Origin of the sequence: Caulobacter segnis (assembly GCF_019931575.1) — a bacterium.
GTDB lineage: Bacteria > Pseudomonadota > Alphaproteobacteria > Caulobacterales > Caulobacteraceae > Caulobacter > Caulobacter segnis_C.
The window spans coordinates 13,166-30,951 of the sequence record NZ_CP082923.1 but is presented as its reverse complement, the minus strand read 5'-3'; the positions used below and the strand labels follow the sequence as shown (position 1 = coordinate 30,951).

The 17,786-nt window shown below is 69.4% G+C and carries 19 protein-coding genes and 1 pseudogene; 1 reads left to right on the top strand and 19 read right to left on the bottom strand.

What is annotated here, in order from left to right; genetic code table 11:
• Positions 1 to 108: 108 nt before the first annotated feature.
• The 12 genes from K8940_RS00140 to K8940_RS00085 form a co-directional block, all read right to left on the bottom strand.
• Entirely contained in the window at positions 109 to 531 is a 423-nt protein-coding gene (locus tag K8940_RS00140) for a helix-turn-helix domain-containing protein (RefSeq protein WP_223392526.1), read from the bottom strand.
• A 67-nt stretch (positions 532 to 598) separates the two neighbouring features.
• Positions 599 to 2,158 carry an apolipoprotein N-acyltransferase gene (gene lnt, locus K8940_RS00135; RefSeq protein ID WP_223392525.1) on the bottom strand — a complete coding sequence of 520 codons (1,560 nt, stop codon included), beginning with the start codon at positions 2,156 to 2,158 and terminating at the stop codon, positions 599 to 601.
• Positions 2,155 to 3,069 (bottom strand): transporter associated domain-containing protein, encoded by a 915-nt coding sequence (locus tag K8940_RS00130; RefSeq protein WP_223392524.1) that lies wholly within the window; start codon positions 3,067 to 3,069, stop codon positions 2,155 to 2,157. Before K8940_RS00130 ends, lnt begins: the two co-directional genes overlap by 4 nt.
• Before the next feature lie 8 nt (positions 3,070 to 3,077).
• The gene (gene ybeY, locus K8940_RS00125; protein ID WP_223395979.1) at positions 3,078 to 3,545 is read right to left on the bottom strand and encodes an rRNA maturation RNase YbeY; all 468 of its coding nucleotides are present in this window, start codon (positions 3,543 to 3,545) and stop codon (positions 3,078 to 3,080) included.
• Positions 3,546 to 3,581: 36 nt separating this feature from the next.
• Positions 3,582 to 4,526 (bottom strand): PhoH family protein, encoded by a 945-nt coding sequence (locus K8940_RS00120; protein ID WP_223392523.1) that lies wholly within the window; start codon positions 4,524 to 4,526, stop codon positions 3,582 to 3,584.
• Positions 4,523 to 5,869, bottom strand: a complete 1,347-nt coding sequence (gene miaB / locus K8940_RS00115) for a tRNA (N6-isopentenyl adenosine(37)-C2)-methylthiotransferase MiaB (RefSeq protein WP_223392522.1) — start codon at positions 5,867 to 5,869, stop codon at positions 4,523 to 4,525. The genes K8940_RS00120 and miaB overlap by 4 nt, the downstream gene beginning before the upstream one ends.
• Positions 5,870 to 5,932: 63 nt before the next feature.
• Positions 5,933 to 6,340: a Fur family transcriptional regulator gene (locus K8940_RS00110; protein ID WP_223392521.1), complete on the bottom strand. Its 408-nt coding sequence runs from the start codon at positions 6,338 to 6,340 to the stop codon at positions 5,933 to 5,935.
• Between the two features lie 44 nt (positions 6,341 to 6,384).
• The gene (gene rimI, locus K8940_RS00105) at positions 6,385 to 6,837 is read right to left on the bottom strand and encodes a ribosomal protein S18-alanine N-acetyltransferase (protein ID WP_223392520.1); all 453 of its coding nucleotides are present in this window, start codon (positions 6,835 to 6,837) and stop codon (positions 6,385 to 6,387) included.
• A gap of 6 nt (positions 6,838 to 6,843) precedes the next feature.
• Entirely contained in the window at positions 6,844 to 7,479 is a 636-nt protein-coding gene (gene tsaB, locus K8940_RS00100) for a tRNA (adenosine(37)-N6)-threonylcarbamoyltransferase complex dimerization subunit type 1 TsaB (protein WP_223392519.1), read from the bottom strand.
• Between the two features lie 5 nt (positions 7,480 to 7,484).
• The gene (locus K8940_RS00095; protein ID WP_223392518.1) at positions 7,485 to 8,114 is read right to left on the bottom strand and encodes a DUF1131 family protein; all 630 of its coding nucleotides are present in this window, start codon (positions 8,112 to 8,114) and stop codon (positions 7,485 to 7,487) included.
• A 39-nt stretch (positions 8,115 to 8,153) separates the two neighbouring features.
• Positions 8,154 to 8,741, bottom strand: a complete 588-nt coding sequence (locus K8940_RS00090) for a malonic semialdehyde reductase (protein ID WP_223392517.1) — start codon at positions 8,739 to 8,741, stop codon at positions 8,154 to 8,156.
• A gap of 96 nt (positions 8,742 to 8,837) precedes the next feature.
• Positions 8,838 to 9,410 carry a NifU family protein gene (locus tag K8940_RS00085; RefSeq protein ID WP_223392516.1) on the bottom strand — a complete coding sequence of 191 codons (573 nt, stop codon included), beginning with the start codon at positions 9,408 to 9,410 and terminating at the stop codon, positions 8,838 to 8,840.
• Positions 9,411 to 9,554: 144 nt separating this feature from the next.
• On the opposite strand from K8940_RS00085, the gene K8940_RS00080 reads away from it, so the two are divergent.
• A complete protein-coding gene (locus tag K8940_RS00080) occupies positions 9,555 to 10,823 on the top strand; it encodes a cytochrome P450 (RefSeq protein WP_223392515.1) in 1,269 nt (422 codons plus the stop codon).
• 10 nt (positions 10,824 to 10,833) lie between these two features.
• Here K8940_RS00080 and K8940_RS00075 read toward each other — a convergent pair.
• The 7 genes and pseudogenes from K8940_RS00075 to K8940_RS00045 form a co-directional block, all read right to left on the bottom strand.
• Positions 10,834 to 10,927 (bottom strand): annotated as a pseudogene (locus tag K8940_RS00075) (hypothetical protein); the annotation flags it as partial.
• Between the two features lie 24 nt (positions 10,928 to 10,951).
• On the bottom strand, positions 10,952 to 11,455 hold the full coding sequence (locus K8940_RS00070; protein WP_223392514.1) for a universal stress protein: 504 nt from the start codon (positions 11,453 to 11,455) through the stop codon (positions 10,952 to 10,954).
• A 44-nt stretch (positions 11,456 to 11,499) separates the two neighbouring features.
• Positions 11,500 to 12,534: a tryptophan--tRNA ligase gene (gene trpS, locus K8940_RS00065; RefSeq protein WP_223392513.1), complete on the bottom strand. Its 1,035-nt coding sequence runs from the start codon at positions 12,532 to 12,534 to the stop codon at positions 11,500 to 11,502.
• A gap of 81 nt (positions 12,535 to 12,615) precedes the next feature.
• Positions 12,616 to 12,663, bottom strand: coding sequence for a hypothetical protein (locus K8940_RS00060; protein WP_199170743.1), 48 nt, complete (start codon positions 12,661 to 12,663; stop codon positions 12,616 to 12,618).
• A gap of 32 nt (positions 12,664 to 12,695) precedes the next feature.
• Positions 12,696 to 14,333 (bottom strand): murein biosynthesis integral membrane protein MurJ, encoded by a 1,638-nt coding sequence (murJ, locus tag K8940_RS00055; RefSeq protein ID WP_223392512.1) that lies wholly within the window; start codon positions 14,331 to 14,333, stop codon positions 12,696 to 12,698.
• Positions 14,334 to 14,742: 409 nt separating this feature from the next.
• The gene (locus K8940_RS00050; protein WP_223392511.1) at positions 14,743 to 14,910 is read right to left on the bottom strand and encodes a hypothetical protein; all 168 of its coding nucleotides are present in this window, start codon (positions 14,908 to 14,910) and stop codon (positions 14,743 to 14,745) included.
• 43 nt (positions 14,911 to 14,953) lie between these two features.
• The gene (locus K8940_RS00045; protein WP_223392510.1) at positions 14,954 to 17,776 is read right to left on the bottom strand and encodes a [protein-PII] uridylyltransferase; all 2,823 of its coding nucleotides are present in this window, start codon (positions 17,774 to 17,776) and stop codon (positions 14,954 to 14,956) included.
• Positions 17,777 to 17,786 lie beyond the last annotated feature (10 nt).

The window sequence follows — 17,786 nt, the reverse complement described above, 5'->3', positions numbered from 1 at the left end:
GGGCATGCGCCCGGTTCGGCGTCCAGTTAGACCAGGACCATATAAAGATATGTTTATGCGAGCAAGGCGAGAGAACCTGCGACGACTTTTAGCAGGGCGGAAAGCGGCCTAGTCGGTCTCGGCCGCCTCTTCCTCGGCCATCGACCGGACCAGCTCCAGGATCCGGCGACGAACCTTGGGACGGGTGATCCTGGGGAACAGCGCCGCCAGCTCCAGCCCCTCGGAGGTCATCAGGAAGTCGTGGACGAACGGCTCGCCGCCCTCGGCCACGCCTTCGCGGGTGGTGTCGGCCAGGCCCTCGAAGAAATAGGCCACCGACGACTGCAGGCTCTTGGCGATCTCGTAGAGCTTGCTGGCGCTGACGCGATTGGCGCCACGCTCGTACTTCTGGATCTGCTGGAAGGTCAGGCCCAGGTCCTCGGCCAGACGTTCCTGGCTGACGCCCAGGATCTTGCGACGCATGCGGATGCGGGCGCCCACATGTAGGTCGACGGGATTGGGGTGACGCTCGGCGTCCGACGACTCGCTCATGCCAACGCTTGATAGCTGAAATTGCGGTTTTAATTCAGCCCAAGTCTTTCAAGCGCGCAATAGAGGATTAGATTTTACCCGCCAACGGGCGAGCTGACGCAACCGCAGATATCAATAGAAGGGCGAGAAACGCCAGGTCACCGAAGTCGTCGAAGGGTGTAACCTCACCCATTCCTGGTATAGCCGCATCGATCACTCCGCTTTTTCCTAGATCCAGACGCGTTCCAGGGACCACTCGACCACGGGCGTCAATGACAGCGCTGACACCGGTGGGCGTGGCGCGTAGGATCGGCTTGGCGCTCTCGATGGCGCGGTAGCTGGCCAGGTTCAGGTGCTGCAGCGGCCCCGAGGTGACGCCGAACCAGGCGTCGTTCGAGACATTGATCAGGATCCGGACGTTCCTGTCGCGGCGGGCCAGGCCCGGAAACAGGCTCTCGTAGCAGATCAGCGGCTGGGTCAGCAGGTCGGGCGCGACCCGCAGCGGCGCCGGACGCGGACCGGTGGCGAAGCCGTCGCCCAGGTGCGCCAGGCTCTTGAAGCCGATCGCGGTCAGGAATTTCTCGGCCGGCAGGTATTCGCCGAACGGCACCAGCCGATGCTTGTCGTAGACGCCGACCACCTCGAGATCGGTCGCGGTGCGCTTCAGGGCGATCAGGCTGTTGTAGTAGGTCGGCTTGTCGATCGGGCCCTCGTAGCGATAGCCGCCGATCAGCAGGGTCTGGCCGGGCCGGACGCTGTCGAGGATCGCCTGTCGCACCCAGGTCCCGGGCGCGAGATAGTCGTCGATCGCCGCCGGCAGGGCGCCCTCGGGCCAGATCACCAGGTCGGCGGGCCGGTCGGCATAGGGCCGGGCGGTCAGCGAGACATAGGCCTGGACGATCTGGGCGAAGCGGGCGGCGTCCCACTTGGCGTCCTGCTGGATGTCGGCCTGGACGATGCGCACAGTGGTCGGCGGTCCCTTGGCCAGCGGGCGCGACTGGACCAGCGCGCCATGGCCGTACAGCGCCACGAGGCCCGCGCAAGCCGCGCCCACGGCGATCCGGCCGCCCTTCCCTTCGCGCCAGACGGCCGGCGCGGCGGCGATGGCCAGGGTGATCCAGGTCAGGCCGTAGGCGCCGACCAGGGCGGCGGCCTGCGAGGGCCACGAGCCGGCCCGCCAGGTCTCGCCCGGCAGGTTCCAGGGAAAGCCGGTCAGCACATGGCCCCGCGCCCACTCCAGGGCCGCAAAGACGCCGGCGAAGGTCAGCACGCGCCAGGCCGTTCTCGGACGGGCGAGACGGTAGAGCAGCCCCGCCAGGCCCCAGAACAGCGCCAGCCCCCCGGCCATGGCGGCCACGGCGAACGGGGCCATCCAGCCCTGGTTGGCCGCGTCGACCATGAAGGCCTCGCCGATCCACCAGGTGCCGAGACCGAAATAGCCCAGGCCGGCCAGCCAGCCGCGCCAGAAGGCCGAGCGCAGCGGCTTCTCGGCGTTCGCGTCGTCCAGAAGGAAAAGCAGGCCCGCATAGCCCAGCAGGCCCGGCAGCACGCCGAATGGCGGATGGGCCAGGGCGGCCGCGAGGCCGGCCAGCAACGCCAGCAGCGGCCCGCTCCAGACCTTCTCGCGGAAACGCGTCCAGGCGGTCACGAGGCGGCGGCGTCCTGCGGAACGGCCTCGGGCGAGGCGGCGCGCGACGGGCCGCCGCGCACCCGCACCCGGCGGACCCGGCGGGGATCGGCCTCGACCACCTCGAACTCGTAGCCGTCGGGATGGGCGATCACCTCGCCCCGCTGCGGCACGCGACCGGCCAGGGCGACCACCAGGCCGGCGACCGTGTCGATGTCCTCTTCCATGTCGGAGGGGGCCAGTTCGCGCCCGAGAACCGCTTCCAGCTCCTCCAGCGGCGCGCGAGCGTCGGCGTCGTAGACGCCGCCGGGCCGGGCCACGATGGCGGCGGCGGCGGCGTCGTCATGCTCGTCGTCGATCTCGCCGACCACCGCCTCGATCAGGTCCTCCATCGAGACCAGGCCGTCGGTGCCGCCGAACTCGTCGATGACCAGGGCCATGTGGATGCGGCTGGTGCGCATGCGCAGCAGGAGGTCGGCGGCCTTCATCGAGGCGGGTACGTACAGGGCGTCGCGGCGCAGCTTGTGCAGCACCGGGTCGCCCGGCGCCGGTCGCCTGGCGTCGTCGGACAGCAGGCGGAAGATGTCCTTGACGTGGACGACGCCGACCGGGTCATCCAGCGTCTCGCGATAGATCGGCATCCGCGAGTGCTCGGCCTCGGTGAACTGGGCCACCACCGCCTCGAACGGCGCGGAAAGTTCGACGGCCACGATGTCGGCGCGCGGGGTCATCACGTCGGCGACCCGCAGGGTCTGGAAGGCTTCGGCCTGGTCGACGATGTCGACCGCGCCGGTCGCGGGCGGCGGCTCGGGCGGCCGCGCGGCCTCGCCGCCGCCGGTCAGCTGCCTGCGCATGCGTCGGAGGAACGCCCGCACGCCCCGGCTTCTTCGGACCGGAACGGCGGGCTGTTGACTAGGCTCGTCGCTGGGCATGGCCCGTGTCAGCGCCCCTCTTGATCGCCGGCGTATGGGTCGGGAACGTCCAGACCCGCCAGGATTTCGCGTTCGAGCGCCTCCATGGCTTCCGCCTCGTCGTCGCTCTCGTGGTCGTATCCTAGGAGATGAAGCACGCCGTGCGCCACCAGATGTTGCAGATGGTGGGCGAGCGGCTTGCCCTGCTCGGCCGCCTCGCGGGCGCAGACGCCGTAGGCCAGGGCGATGTCGCCGATCTGGCCCTCCGGGTTCGCCTCGGGATTTTGCGGCGAGGGAAAGGACAGGACGTTGGTCGCGTAGTCCTTCTGGCGGAAGTCGCGATTGAGGGCCTGGACGCTGTCGTCGTCGGTCAGCAGGATCACGATCCCCTGGCCCTCGATGTCCTCATGGGCGTCCAGCACGGCCTGGGCCGCGCGCCAGACCAGGGCCTCGGCGTCCTCGGCCGCCGTGGTCCAGGCCTCGTCCTCGATCTCGATGTCTACGGTGATGGTCATTTAACGCGGAGTACTCATTTAGCGGGGCGTGCTTTGGGCCGCGTCCGCGTCATAGGCCTTCACGATCCGCTCGACCAGCGGATGGCGCACGACGTCGGCCGAGGTGAAGCGCGAGACCGCCACCCCCTCGACCCCTTCCAGGATCGAGACGGCATGAGCCAGGCCCGAGTCGCGCGGATTGAGCAAATCGACCTGGGTCGGGTCGCCGGTGACGACCATGCGAGCGCCCTCGCCGATGCGGGTCAGGACCATCTTCATCTGCAGGCGCGAGCAGTTCTGGGCCTCGTCGACGATGACGAAGGCGTGGCTCAGGGTGCGGCCGCGCATGAAGGCGATCGGGGCGACCTCGATCTCCAGCTTCTCGCGACGGCGACGCAGCTGGTCGGCGCCCATGATGTCGGTCAGGGCTTCCCAGACCGGGGCCATGTAGGGATCGACCTTCTCGTTCAGGTCGCCCGGCAGGAAGCCCAACTTCTCGCCGGCCTCGACGGCGGGACGGGTGACGATCAGGCGGTCGACCTCGCCACGCAAGAGCATTCCAGCCCCGTGGGCCACGGCCAGGAAGGTCTTGCCGGTGCCGGCCGGACCCAGGCCGAAGCTCAGGGGATGGGTGGCCATGGCCTCCATGTAGCGCGCCTGGCCCTTGGTCTTGGGCGAGACGCTGCCCTTGCGCACCGCGCGGGGCGAGGCCTGGCCGCCCGTCTCGTGGGCGCCGCCGATGGCGATGCGCACGTCGGCCTCGACCACCTCCTCGCCGGCGTCGGCGCGGGCGGCCAGGGCGTTCAGGGCGCGCTTGGCGTTGGTCCGGCCGCGCGCGTCGCCGGTGATGGTGACGCCGCCGCCGGGCGTCTCGATCAGCACCTTGAAGGCGTCCTCGATCAGCGCGGCGTGACGGCCGGACGGACCGGAAACGGCGTGGACCGCGTCGTCGGACAGCGGCAGGAACTCAGGGGTGCGGCTCAAGCGGTCTCCAGAACAGGTTCGAGCACGCCCGCCAGGCTCATCTTGGCGGCGCTCTCTATACGGACGGGAACGATCTTCCCGATCAGATGCTCCCCGCCCTCGGCGTGGACGGCCTGCAGATATGGGCTGCGCCCCACGACCTGGCCAGGGTGGCGGCCGGCCTTCTCGAACAGCACCGGCAGCACCTTGCCGACCTGGCTGGCGTTGAAGGCGCGCTGCTGGTCGTCCAGCAGCTGGTTCAGGCGCTCCAGGCGCTCGGCCTTGACCGCCTCGTCGACCTGGCCGGGCATGGCCGAGGCCGGCGTCCCAGGACGCCGCGAGTATTTGAACGAGAAGGCGGAGGCGAAACCGACCTCGCGGACCAGGTCCAGGGTCTTCTCGAAGTCGCCGTCGCGCTCGCCGGGGAAGCCGACGATGAAGTCGCCGCTCATGGCGATGTCGGGCCGCGCGGCGCGGATCTTCTCGATCAGCTTCACATAGCTCTCGGCCGTGTGGTCGCGGTTCATGGCCTTGAGGATCTTGTCCGACCCCGCCTGCACCGGCAGGTGGAGGTAGGGCATCAGCTCGGGCAGCTCGCCATGGGCCTCGATCAGGTCCTCGCCCATGTCGCGCGGGTGACTGGTCGTGTAGCGGATGCGGTCCAGGCCATCGATCCTGGCCAGCTGGCGGACCAGCTTGGCCAGTGTGGAGCCGTCGCCGTCATAGGCGTTGACGTTCTGGCCCAGCAGGGTGACCTCGCGCACGCCCTGGTCGGCCAGGCGCTTGGCCTCTTCCACGATGTCATTCACCGGCCGCGACCACTCGCCGCCGCGGGTATAGGGCACCACGCAGAAGGTGCAGAACTTGTCGCAGCCCTCCTGCACGGTCAGGAACGCGGTGACTCCGGTCACGTGGCGCTCGGCCGGCAGGGCGTCGAACTTCTCGTCGGCGGCGAAGTCGGCGGCCAGGCGCTCGCCGCTGGCCCGGTGGGCGCGGGCGATCAGCTCGGGCAGCTGGTGATAGGCCTGCGGACCGACGACCAGATCGACCGCCTTCTGGCGGTTCATGATCTCCTTGCCCTCGGCCTGGGCCACGCAGCCGGCCACGGCGATGGTCATGCGACCGCCGGCCTGCGCCTTCCGATCCTTCATCTGCTTGATGTAGCCGAGCTCGGAATAGACCTTCTCGGTCGCCTTCTCGCGGATGTGGCAGGTGTTCAGCACCACCAGGTCCGCGCCCTCCGGATCATCGACCATCCCATAGCCCAGCGGGCGCAGGACATCGGCCATGCGCTCGCTGTCATAGACGTTCATCTGACAGCCGTAGGTCTTGATAAAGAGGCGCTTTTGCGGGGTCTCGCTCATCCGGCGAGGTTATGGGGTCGAGAGGCCCATTCCGCAAGGGCGGCGGGGTCGCAGCCCCCGCCCCTACTCCTCCAGCGGCACCCCGTAGAGCTCCAGCCGGTGGTCCACCAGCTTGTAGCCCAGCTTGCGCGCGATGGCGTTCTGCAGGGCCTCGATCTCCTCGTCCACGAACTCGACGACCTTGCCGGTCTTCATGTCGATCAGGTGGTCGTGGTGGTGGTCAGGCGTCTCTTCGTAGCGCGAACGGCCGTCGCGGAAGTCGTGGCGCTCGATGATGCCGCTTTCCTCGAACAGGCGGACGGTGCGGTAGACCGTGGCGATCGAGATATGCGGGTCGATGGCGTGGGCGCGGCGATGCAGCTCTTCCACGTCCGGATGGTCATCGGCCGACGACAGCACGCGCGCGATCACGCGGCGCTGGTCCGTCATGCGCATGCCCTTTTCGATACAGGCCTTTTCGAGTCGATCCACGGCGGAACCTCCGTCTGAGTCGCCGCAAGATAGGCGGTCGCTCCCTAAGTGTTAAGCGCCCGGCGCATGACAAGCGCGTCCTTGGCGCCATCCGGATGGGGATAATAGCCCTTGCGCAGGCCGACCTTGGCGAAACCGGTCGCCTGGTAGAGCCCGATGGCCGCCAGATTGTCGACGGCGACCTCCAGGAACAGGGCCTCGGAACCGGTCTCGGCGGCGATCCCGGCGGCGACCTCGACCAGGGCCGCGCCCCAGCCGCGACGGCGGGCGGCGGGGTCGACGGCGATGGTCAGGATCTCGGCCTCGCCGGCGATCGAGCGGCACAGGACGAAGCCCTTGGCCTGAACGGGTTCGCCCGCCTCGCCCAGGATCGCGAAGGCGCCGGGGGATTTCAGCAGGTCGTCGAATTCCAGCGCCGTCCAGGGCCGGTCGAAGGCCTTGTCGTGGATGTCGGCGAGATCGAAGGCGGCCTCGGGCCCAACGGGACGCAGGTTCATGGCGGACTAGGCGGCGGGCAGGGTGGCGTAGGGCGCGCGCAGATACAGCGGCCGGGGCGAATGGGCCGGAGCGGGCCGGGCGGCGGCCAGGCGCGCGACGGCGACGGGATCGGGCGCGGCCGGGGTCAGGACGCTCGCGCCCGGCAGCGCCTCGGCCAGCAGCGGCGCGCCCGAGCCGACCAGGGTCGCCGGACCGCCCGAATAGAGCTCGGCCAGCCGCGCGGCGGCCTCGCCCAGGTCCAGGGCGTCGGGGGCCATCAGCGACACCCCGTCGGCGAAGACCTGGATATAGACCTGGCTCATCCGCGCATCGATGACGGCGGCGACGAAGCCCTTGTGGCCGAACGCCAGGCTCTCCAGCGTGTTGACGCCCACGCAGGGGATCGACAGCGCCGTGGCCAGACCCTTGGCGAAGGCCAGGCCCACGCGCAGGCCGGTGAACGAGCCCGGCCCGACCGTGACGCCGATCCGCGTGAGGTCGGCGAAGGCCACGCCCGCCTCGGCGGCTGCCTCGCGGGCCAGGACGCCGATGCGCTCCTGGTGGCCGCGGGTCATGGGCTCGCTCCTGGCGGCCAGCACGCGCTCGCCGTCCAGCACGGCGACCGAACTGGCGCCGAGACAGGTGTCGATCGACAGGATCATAGGTTTCAGGCCGAACCGACCGCCGCGCCCTCGGCGGGGCGCCAGATCAGCTCGTTCAGCTGGCCCTTGGCCTTCAGCGTCGCCTCGGGCGGCACGCCGCCCTGGGTCCAGCCGGGAACGCCGAACACGTAGGAGACGGTCGGCGCCTCGGGACGCACGCAGACCACGGCGTTGACCTCGCGGCCCTCACCGGCGCGGCACTGGTCGACGGTGAAGCCGAGGTCAGCCCACTTGGCCAGCAGCCGCTCGTCCTTGGGACCGCGCGCATCGCCGGCGGCGACGCGGACATAGGCGATCTCACCTTCGTCGGTCTTGCCGATCTCGGCCAGCGGGACGCTGTCCTGCTCGATCGTGATGATCGGCTGGGCCGGACCCTCGCTGAAGTGCAGGAAGGCGCTGTCGACCTTGGCCTTGGGGAACAGGGCCTTCAGCGTGGCCAGGTCGAAGGCGGTCGAGGCGTTGATCGGCCCGACGCCGTCCTTGCCGATCTTCAGCGGCCCGCCGGCATAGGGCGCGATGGCGACGGTGACCGGGCCCTTGCTCGCGGCCTCGGGCGGGGCCTCGGCCTTCTTGGCGGGCCCGCAGGCGGCCAGCAGCACGAGCGGCAGGGCGATGAGGGTATGGCGGAGGGTCATGGGCGCTTTGTATCCCGACGCCCCTCCGCCGTCACCGGGTCAGAGAATCTTCGCGGCCTCGTCGAAGTCCAGGCGCGGGTTGCGAGGGAACAGCCCTTCGTCGGTGCCATGGCCGATCGAGACGATGAAGTTGCTCTTGATGTTGGTGCCCGCGAAGAACTCGGCGTCGACGCCGGCGTTGTCGAAGCCCGACATCGGGCCGACGTCCAGGCCCAGGGCCCGGGCGGCGAGGATGAAATAGCCGCCCTGCAGCGAGCTGTTGCGCAGCGCGCCCCACTCCTTGGCCACCGGATCGGGGAACCAGTCCTTGGCGCCCGGAGCGTGCGGGAACAGCTTGGGCAGGGTTTGCGGGAAATCCAGGTCGTAGCCGACGATCACCGTCACCGGCGCCTGGCGAATCTTCACGCCGTTCGAGCCCGACGACAGCTTGGCCAGGCGCTCCTTGGCCTCCGGCGAGGTCAGGAAATAGAAGCGGGCCGGCGTCGAATTGGCCGCCGTGGGGCCGAACTTGGTCAGGTCATAGAGCTCGCGCAGCACGCTCTCCGGCAGCGGCGTCGGATCCCAGCCGTTGCGGGTGCGGGCTTCGGTGAACAGCTGGGCGAGCGTGTCGTCTTCGAGCTTGGCCATGGGCGATCCTTATAAGGGCTATTCGCAACTCTTGTGGTTACAGTATAGCCGCGTGACCGCGACGGGCAACACCCGCGCGGGCCGGATCGCGGAAAATCAGAGCGTCTGCTCGACCCGGGTCACTTCGGGCACGTAGTGCTTGAGCATGTTCTCGACGCCGGACTTCAGGGTCGCCGACGACGAGGGGCAGCCCGAGCAGGCGCCGCGCATGTGCAGCCACACGACGCCCGTCTTCGGTTCGAAGCGCGAGAAGACGATGTCGCCGCCATCCTGGGCCACGGCCGGGCGGATGCGGGTGTCCAGCAGTTCCTTGATCTCGGCGACGATCTGGCTGGCTTCCTCGTCATAGACGCCGTCCTCGTCGTGGCCGCCATCCTGCGTCGCGTCCAGCAGCAGCGGGCGACCACTGGTGAAGTGGTCCATGATGGCCGCCAGGATCGGCGCCTTCAGGTGCGGCCACTGGGCGTCCTCGCCCTTGGTGACGGTCAGGAAGTCGGGACCGAAGAACACCCGTGTCACGTCGCCCAGATCGAACAACGCCCGGGCCAGCGGCGAGGCGTCGCCTTCCTCGGACGTACGGAATTCCCGCGCGCCCTCTCCCAGCACTTCACGGCCGGGCAGGAACTTCAGGACCTCGGGGTTCGGAGTGGTTTCGGTCTGAATGAACATGCGTCTGAAATGGACCTCGCGAAGCCGTGACGCAAGACCGGCCGGCGCTCTCGTGCAAAGACCATTTGGCGCATTTTGAAAGTGACACAGGCGTCATTTTCTGGCGGTATGGTCGCAGAACAACGATCCGCGGGAGGATCCAAGATGAGCGACGGTTCGGTGGACCTGAAGGACGCGGCGCGCGCGAAGGCCTATTCCATCCCTCTCGATGACTATCACGTCGCCGACCCGGCCCTGTTCCAGGCCGACGCGATGTGGCCCTATTTCGAGCGCCTGCGGAAGGAAGAGCCTGTCCACTGGTCGAAGGGCGACGAGGAGATCGGGCCGTACTGGTCGATCACCCGCTACAACGACATCATGACCGTCGACACGACCCACCAGGTCTTCTCGTCGGATGCGCACCTCGGCGGCATCACCATCCGCGACTTCGACGAGGACTTCGTCCTGCCGATGTTCATCGCCATGGACCCGCCCAAGCACGACATCCAGCGCAAGACGGTCAGCCCGATCGTCTCGCCGCCGAACCTGGCCAAGTTGGAGGGCGTCATCCGCGGACGGGTCTGCGAGATCCTCGACGCCCTGCCGATCGGCGAGCCGTTCGACTGGGTCGACAAGGTCTCGATCGAGCTGACCACCCAGATGCTGGCCACCCTGTTCGACTTCCCCTGGGAGGAGCGCCGCAAGCTGACCCGCTGGTCCGACGTGGCGACGGCGTCTCCGGAGAGCGGCATCGTCGAGAGCGAAGACGCCCGCCGCGCGGAGCTCCTGGAGTGCCTGGGCTATTTCACCAATCTGTGGAACGAGCGGGTGAACCAGACCGAGCCGGGCAACGACCTGATCTCGATGCTGGCCCATGGCGAGGCCACCCGCGACATGCCGCCGATGGAGTATCTGGGCAACGTCATCCTGCTGATCGTCGGCGGCAACGACACGACACGCAACTCGATCACCGGCGGCCTCTACGCCCTGAGCAAGAACCCGGCCGAAGAAGCCAAGCTGCGCGCCGACCCCAGCCTGATCCCGAACATGGTCTCGGAGATCATCCGCTGGCAGACCCCGCTGGCCCACATGCGCCGCACGGCGCTGGAGGACTTCGAGCTGGGCGGCAAGACGATCAAGAAGGGCGACAAGGTCGTCATGTGGTACGTCTCGGGCAACCGCGACGACACGGTGATCGAGGACGCAGACGCCTTCATCATCGACCGGCCCAATGCCCGCCGCCACCTGTCGTTCGGCTTCGGCATCCACCGCTGCGTGGGCAACCGCCTGGCCGAGATGCAGCTGAAGATCGTCTGGGAAGAGGTGCTCAAGCGCTTCCCGAAGATCGAGGTCCTGGAAGAGCCCAAGCGCGTCTTCTCGACCTTCGTGAAGGGCTACGAGCGGATGATGGTGCGGATTCCGGAGCGGGTCTGACGCTCACTCGCCCCCTCCGCGCTTCGCGCTCCTCCCCCGGAGGGGGAAGAAGGACGGCGATCTCCTTCCGCCCGCCTTTGGGGGCGGACGACCCGCGAAGCGGGTCAGGTGGGGGGAGATGCTGAACCTTACGCCAACTCCTCGATCTCGGTATCCGTCAGGTCGCCCGGCACCACGGTGACGGGCAACTTGCGGCCGCTGAACCCGACGCCCTCCTTGGCGATGGCCGAGATCAGGGGGCCCGGGCCCCGCCCCGCCGTGGAGGTCGCCAGGATCAGGATCTTGATGCTGGGATCGGCGGCGACCACCGCCTTCAGGGCCGTGCGGACGCTGTCGGCGTGCTTGATGATGAACTCGGGCGGCAGGCCGGTCTCGGCCACGACCTGGGCGGCCAGGCTCTGCAGCAGGACCTCGGCCTCCTCGCGCTCCTGGCGCTCGATCTCCTCGCGCACGCCGCTCCAGTGCTCGAACTCGGCGGGCGAGATCACCTTCAGCATGGCCACGTGGCCGCCGGTCGAGCGGGCCCGTCGGCAGGCGTATTTGAGCGCCGCCGAGAATTCCGGCGTGTCGTCGGCGACGACCAGGAACTTGCGGCGGCTTTGCGAGGCGGCGGTTGAAGCGGCGTCGGTCATCGCGCGAGATGACGCCGCTTCAGCCTGAACCTCAAGCCTCGTTTCTAGGCCCCCCAGAAGCCGACCAGCTTCTTGACCTCGGCCAGGGTCGGGGCGGCGGCCTCGCGGGCCTTTTCCGCGCCCTTGGCCAGGATGGCGTCCAGCACCGCCGGGTCGCCCAGCAGGCCGCGCATGCGCTCGCCCACCGGGGCCAGCTTCTCGACCGCCAGCTCGGCCAGGGCCGGCTTGAAGGTTCCAAAGCCCTTGCCAGCGTACTCGGCCAGCACCTCGGCCTTGGTCCGGCCCGACAGGGCCGCGAAGATGCCCACCAGGTTGTCGGCCTCGGCGCGGCCGGCCAGCTCCTCGAGGGTTTCCGGCAGCGGCTCCGGGTCGGTGCGGGCCTTGCGGACCTTGGCGGCGATGTCATCGGCCGTGTCGGTCAGGTTGATGCGCGAATAGTCGGACGGATCGGACTTGCTCATCTTGGCCGCGCCGTCGCGCAGGGACATGACCCGCGCGCCCGGCCCCTGGATCAGCGGCTCGGGCTGCGGGAAGAAGCCCTGGACCCCGAAGTCGTGGTTGAACTTGCCAGCGATGTCGCGGGTCAGCTCCAGGTGCTGCTTCTGGTCCTCACCGACCGGCACGTGGGTGGCCTTGTAGACCAGGATGTCGGCCGCCTGCAGCACCGGGTAGGTGTAGAGGCCCACCGAGCTGCGCTCCTTGTGCTTGCCGCTCTTCTCCTTGAACTGGGTCATGCGGTCCAGCCAGCCCAAGCGGGCGACGCACTGGAAGATCCAGGCCAGCTCGGCGTGCTCGCGCACCGCCGATTGCGGAAAGATCGTCGCCTTGTCCGGGTCCAGGCCCGAGGCGATGTAGGCCGCCGCGATCTCGCGGGTCTGCTGGGCCAGGGCCGCCGGGTCCTGCCAGACGGTGATGGCGTGAAGGTCGGCCACGAAGATGAAGGTGTCGATCTCGTGCTGCAGGCGGGCGAACTTCACCAGCGCGCCGAGATAGTTGCCCAGGTGCAGGGCGCCCGAGGGCTGGACGCCCGAGAGCACGCGGGCGGGGCCCGCATAGGGGACGGGAGCTTGGTCGGTCATGGCCTTAAGCCTTGCTGTCGAATTTTGGACTGGTGGCGGGCGTACGGAAGCGCCCATCGCGTCGAGACGCGATGATCGAAGTCAGAAAGAGCCGCGCCATCGCGGCGCGAGGAGACCGATCGGAGCCATGGCCCGCTGGTTAGCCTCCCCGCCGCCACGGATCAAGCCTTGCCCCGGCGCAGCGCCGCCTTCAGCTCGGCCGGCTTGACCCCGCCGAACAGGAACAGCAGCGGCGGATAGACCGCGACGCCGGCCAGGCAGGTGAGCGCCAGGGCGAACTCCTTGGCCCCGATCGCGTGGCCCGTCAGGCCGAGGCCGCGCAGCGGGGCCTCGATCAGGTCGCGCCAGTGCGAGGCGGCGGCCATCAGGAGGCCCATGCCCAGGCTGGCGACCAGGATCCGGGCCAGGCGCGACCAGGTCTGCAGCGACGGGCTGTAGTCCTTCTTGGCCGACAGGCCCCAGGCCATCTGGCCGACATTGATCCACGAGGCGATCGCCGTGGCCGCCGCGATGCCCTTGACCCCCACCAGCTGGAACAGGGCCACGCCGAAGGCGATGTTCACCGCCACAGAGATCAAAGCAAAGCGCATCGGGCTCTTGGTGTCGCCGCGCGCGAAGAAGGCCCGCGAGTAGAGCTGCTGCAGCACGAAGGCCGGGGTGCCCAGGCCGTAGAAGAACAGCGCCGCCGCCGTCTGGCTGGCGTCGAAGGCGGTGAACTGGCCGCGCGTGTAGAGGCCGTCCGACAGGAAGCCCGGCATGGCGACCAGGGCAGCGGCGGCCGGCAGGGTCAGGGCCATGGCCAGGGTCACGCCCTGGTCCATGGCGCTCTGAGCGTCGTCACGGTCGCCCGAGTGCACGGCGCGCGACAGGCGCGGCAGCAAGGCGACGCCGATGGCCACGCCCACCAGGCCCAGCGGCAGCTGGTAGAGGCGGTCGGCGGTGGCCAGCCAGGTGCGGCCGCCCGGAACGTGGCTGGCCAGGTTGCCCGAGATGAAGATGTTGACCTGGGTGGCGCTGGCCGCCAGGGCGCCGGGGATGGCCTTGCCGATCAGCTCGCGCACCTCCGGCGTCAGGCGCGGCAGCCGCCAGTGGACCTTGGCCCCCGACTTGTTGACGCCCCAGGTCAGCAGGGCCGCCTGGGCGACGCCCGCGACCACCACGCCGATCGAGCCCCAGGTGGCCGCGCCGACGGCGCTGGTCTGGGGCAGGATGAAGGCCAGGGTGAAGATGTTCAGCAGGATCGGCGCGCCCGCCGACAGGATGAAGCGGTCGCGGGCGTTCAAGACGCCCGACAGGTGCGCGACGATGGCCATGCACGGCAGGTACGGCATGGTGATCTGGGTCAGCAGCACCGCCAGCTTGTACTTCTCGGTGCCCCAGCCGAAGCCTGGGCTGATCAGCATCATCAGCCAGGGCATGGCCAGCTGGCAGACGACGGTGATCAGGATGGTCGAGGCCGCCAGGGTCGCCATGGCGTCGGCGGCCAGGATGTCGGCCTTCTCCTCGCCGTCGCGCTGCAGCGACTTGGCGTAGGCCGGCACGAAGGCCGCGGCGAAGGCGCCCTCGGCGAAGAACCGGCGGAACAGGTTCGGGAAGGCCAGGGCCGCGTTGTAGGCGTCGGCGGCCGGCGTGGCGCTGGCCCCCATCCGGTACGAGACCGCCAGGTCCCGCGCGAACCCCATGAACCGGCTGACCAGGGTCAGGCCGGAATAGATCATCGACGACTTGAGCAGCCCCCCGCCCTTCTTGGCGGGCGGCGCGGGCTGGTCGGCGGAAGCGGGAGGAACGGCGTCGGTCACGCGCGGCTTCTGGGCGTTTGGCGGGAGGGCGTCAAGGGCGGTGAAGCGACACGCCGCCACCGCACCCCTGGGTCCCGGATCACGCCTTCGGCGCGTCCGGGATGACACGGATTGGTTCGCCATTCCTCTCCCTCGGAGAAGGAGCCTTCCTTACATCTCACGGCGAGTAAGGATCGCACCGACCCAGAAGGTCGGGCTTCGACCCGTACTTGCCCCCTCCGCGCCTGCGGCGCTCCTCCCCCGGAGGGGGAAGAAGGGAGCCGGGCGCCTTCCGCCCCCGCTGGGGGCGGACGACCGCGAAGCGGTCAGGTGGGGGCCTGCGGCGTCGGCCGATTGGCTAATGCCAGAGGCCCGCTCCCCACCCTTCTCAGACGCTCAGCCCACTCGCTTCCGAGCGCCTCGGCCCGCGCTATTTGGGCGCGAGGTCCGGGCGGGAGGCCAGGAACGCCGCGCGTTCTTCGTCGGTCAGCACCTTGGCGGTCTTGCGGCGCGCCACTTTCGGGGTGGGCCGCGCATAGGCCGTGGCGCTGGCGGCGGCGGGCTTGAGGTCGGCCAGGCGCTTGATCGGCGGCTTCATGTCTTCTTCCTCGACGGCTGAACCGGAACTGTGACGAAGACCCCTATCGCGCCACGCTGGCCCGCGCCCGGCGCAAGCCCGCGCGGGCCGCCGGGGCCGTCGCCTCGTTCTGCTCCAGGGCGGCCAGCAGGTCGGCCTTGAGGGCGTTGACCTTGCGGGTGTCGGTGACCTTCTCGCCCTGCGACGTCTGGACGTAGAAGGCGTCGACCGCCCGCTCGCCATAGCCGTCGATGTGGGCCGACTGGATGGAAAGGCCGCTCTCGGCCAGGGTCTTGGCCAGGGCGTGCAGCAGGCCCGGACGGTCGCGGCCCGAGGCTTCGACCACCGTGGCGTCGTTGGAGGCGTCGTTGTCGACCACCACGGTCGGCGCGATCGCGAAGGCGGCGGCGCGCGACTGCTCGGCGCCCCGGCGCGGCTCGACCGCCAGGGTCTCGCCCCGGCCGGCGGCCTCCAGGGCGTCGGCCAGGCGGCGGAGGGCGCGCGGGTTCTCGCAGCCCAAAGGCGCGCCGGTCACGTCCTGCACATAGAAGACGTCCAGGGCCTGGCCTTGGCGCGAGGTGAAGACCCGCGCCCCGACGACGTTGCCGCCCAGCGACGAGATGGCCAGGGCCAGGTCGGCGAACAGGCCGCGCCGGTCCTTGGCGGCGACCACGATCTCGGCGGCGTTCTGGCCCGAGCGCACGCGGCCCTCGGCGGCCGCCCCGCCCTGGATGGCCGCCCGGCGCGCCAGGGCGGCGTGCTCGAACAGGTCTTCCTGGCTGAAGGCGCTGAAATAGGCGTTCTCCATCGCCGTGGCCCAGCCCATGGCGGCCGGATCGGTCTCCAGCAGCGCCGCGCGGGCGGCCTCGGCGGCGCTCTCCTGGTGGCGCAGGACATTGGCGGCGGCGTCGCTGCCGCGCCCGCCCCGGAACACCGCCTCGGTGGCGTTGTAGAGCTCACGCAGCAGCTGGCCCTTCCAGCCGTTCCAGACGCCGGGGCCGACGGCGCGGATGTCGGCGACGGTGATGACCAGCAGGAGGCGCAGGCGCTCGGGGTTCTCGACGATCCGCGCGAAGGCGGCCACCGTGCCGGGATCGGAGACGTCGCGCTTCTGGGCGAAGTCGCTCATGACGAGATGGTTCTCGACCAGCCAGGCGACCAGCTCGACCTTGGTGCGCTCCAGGCCCAGGCGCTCGCAGGCGCTGCGGGCGCTGCGGGCTCCGGCCTTCTCCTGACCGCCCACCCCGCCCTTGCCGGTGTCGTGCAGCAGCATGGCCAGGAACAGGGCCTCGCGGTCCTCGATCAGCGGCATGATCGAGACCGCCAGCGGGTGGTCGTCGCTCAGGCGGCCGGCGGCCATGTCGCCGATCACGCCGACGGCCCGCAGGGTGTGCTCGTCCACCGTGTACGAGTGGTACATGTTGAACTGCATTTGGGCCACGACCCGGCCGAACTCCGGCACGAAGCGGCCCAGCACCCCGGCGTCGTTCATCAGGGTCAGGGTGCGGTAGCTGCGCTTGCCGCGGGCCAGCAAGTCCAGGAAGGTCCGGCAGGCGTCGGGGTCACGGCGCACGCGCGAGGTGATCAAGGAAAGCGACCGGGTCACCGCCGTGAAGGCGTCCGGGTGCAGGTCGAGGTCGCGTTCGTCGGCGATCTTGAAAAGGCGGATCAGGTTGACTGGATCGGCCTCGAAGACCGCCTGGCCCTCGATGTTCAGGCGCCCCCCGTCCTCGTAGAAGCCCTCGACGTCCAGCGCCTTGCGCTTGGGCCGGCCGCCCTGCAGGAACCGCGAGATGCCCTTGGGCTCGTTCTTGAAGTGCTCGGCTTCCAGCTTGGCCGAGAAGGCGCGGGTCAGGGCCCCGACCTCCTTGGCGATCAGGAAGTAGCGGCGCATGAACCGCTCGACCGCCGGCGCGTCGCCCCGGTCGCCATAGCCCATGCGGCGGGCGATCTCGGGCTGCAGGTCGAAGGTCAGCCGCTCCTCGGGCCGGCCGGTCGTGAAGTGCAGGTGGGCCCGCACGGCGTGCAGGAAGTCGAAGGCGCGGATGAAGGCCTTGGTCTCGCGGCTGGAGAACACCTCCATCTTGAAGACGTCCTCGGGCCGATCGACCGGGTGCAGGTACTCGGCGATCCACATCAGGGTGTGGAGGTCGCGCAGGCCGCCCTTGCCTTCCTTGACGTTGGGCTCGACCATGTAGCGGCTGGTCCCGGCCCGGGCTTGGCGGTCGTCGCGCTCCTTCAGCTTGGCGGCGACGAATTGGGCGCCGGTGCCCTTCATGACGTCGTCGCGGAAGCGCTTCTTCAGGTCCTCGGCCAGGCGCTCGTCGCCGGTCAGGCGGCGGGCCTCCAGGATCGAGGTGCGGATCGTGAAATCCTCCTTCGAGAGGCGCACGCACTCCTCGATGGTCCGCGAGGCGTGGCCGACCTTGAAGCCCAGATCCCACAGCGCATAGAGCATGAACTCGATCACGCTTTCGGCGTGCGGCGTCTGCTTGTAGGGCCGCAGGAACAGCAGATCGATGTCCGAGAAGGGCGCCAGGGTGCCGCGCCCGTAGCCGCCGACGGCCAGCAGGCACAGGCGCTCGCCCTCGGTCGGGTTGCGGGCCCGGAACACGTGCACCGTCGTGAAGTCGTAGAGGGCGGTGATCACCTCGTCGGTGACGCCGCTGATCAGCCGGGCGGTCTCGACGCCGCTGGCCCCGTTCTCCAGTCGCTCCTTGGCGATCATCCGGCCGCGAAACAGCGCTTGCTTGAGGATCTCGATGGCGCGCGCGCGCTGCTCGGCCTCGTTGCCGATGGAATCGAGGGCGGCGGCCGAAAGGCGGGCGCGCAGGGCGTGACCGTCGACGACATGTTCCAGGCGGGTGGGGCGAAGGCGACGGGGCATGTTGAGTATA

Bases quoted from the DNA above. Each gene is read 5' to 3' on its own strand.
- K8940_RS00140 (WP_223392526.1), bottom strand. From the start codon at position 531: ATGAGCGAGTCGTCGGACGCCGAGCGTCACCCCAATCCCGTCGACCTA.
- K8940_RS00130 (WP_223392524.1), bottom strand. From the start codon at position 3,069: ATGCCCAGCGACGAGCCTAGTCAACAGCCCGCCGTTCCGGTCCGAAGA.
- miaB (WP_223392522.1), bottom strand. From the start codon at position 5,869: ATGAGCGAGACCCCGCAAAAGCGCCTCTTTATCAAGACCTACGGCTGT.
- rimI (WP_223392520.1), bottom strand. From the start codon at position 6,837: ATGAACCTGCGTCCCGTTGGGCCCGAGGCCGCCTTCGATCTCGCCGAC.
- tsaB (WP_223392519.1), bottom strand. From the start codon at position 7,479: ATGATCCTGTCGATCGACACCTGTCTCGGCGCCAGTTCGGTCGCCGTG.
- K8940_RS00095 (WP_223392518.1), bottom strand. From the start codon at position 8,114: ATGACCCTCCGCCATACCCTCATCGCCCTGCCGCTCGTGCTGCTGGCC.
- K8940_RS00090 (WP_223392517.1), bottom strand. From the start codon at position 8,741: ATGGCCAAGCTCGAAGACGACACGCTCGCCCAGCTGTTCACCGAAGCC.
- K8940_RS00085 (WP_223392516.1), bottom strand. From the start codon at position 9,410: ATGTTCATTCAGACCGAAACCACTCCGAACCCCGAGGTCCTGAAGTTC.
- K8940_RS00080 (WP_223392515.1), top strand. From the start codon at position 9,555: ATGAGCGACGGTTCGGTGGACCTGAAGGACGCGGCGCGCGCGAAGGCC.
- K8940_RS00070 (WP_223392514.1), bottom strand. From the start codon at position 11,455: ATGACCGACGCCGCTTCAACCGCCGCCTCGCAAAGCCGCCGCAAGTTC.
- trpS (WP_223392513.1), bottom strand. From the start codon at position 12,534: ATGACCGACCAAGCTCCCGTCCCCTATGCGGGCCCCGCCCGCGTGCTC.
- K8940_RS00050 (WP_223392511.1), bottom strand. From the start codon at position 14,910: ATGAAGCCGCCGATCAAGCGCCTGGCCGACCTCAAGCCCGCCGCCGCC.
- K8940_RS00045 (WP_223392510.1), bottom strand. From the start codon at position 17,776: ATGCCCCGTCGCCTTCGCCCCACCCGCCTGGAACATGTCGTCGACGGT.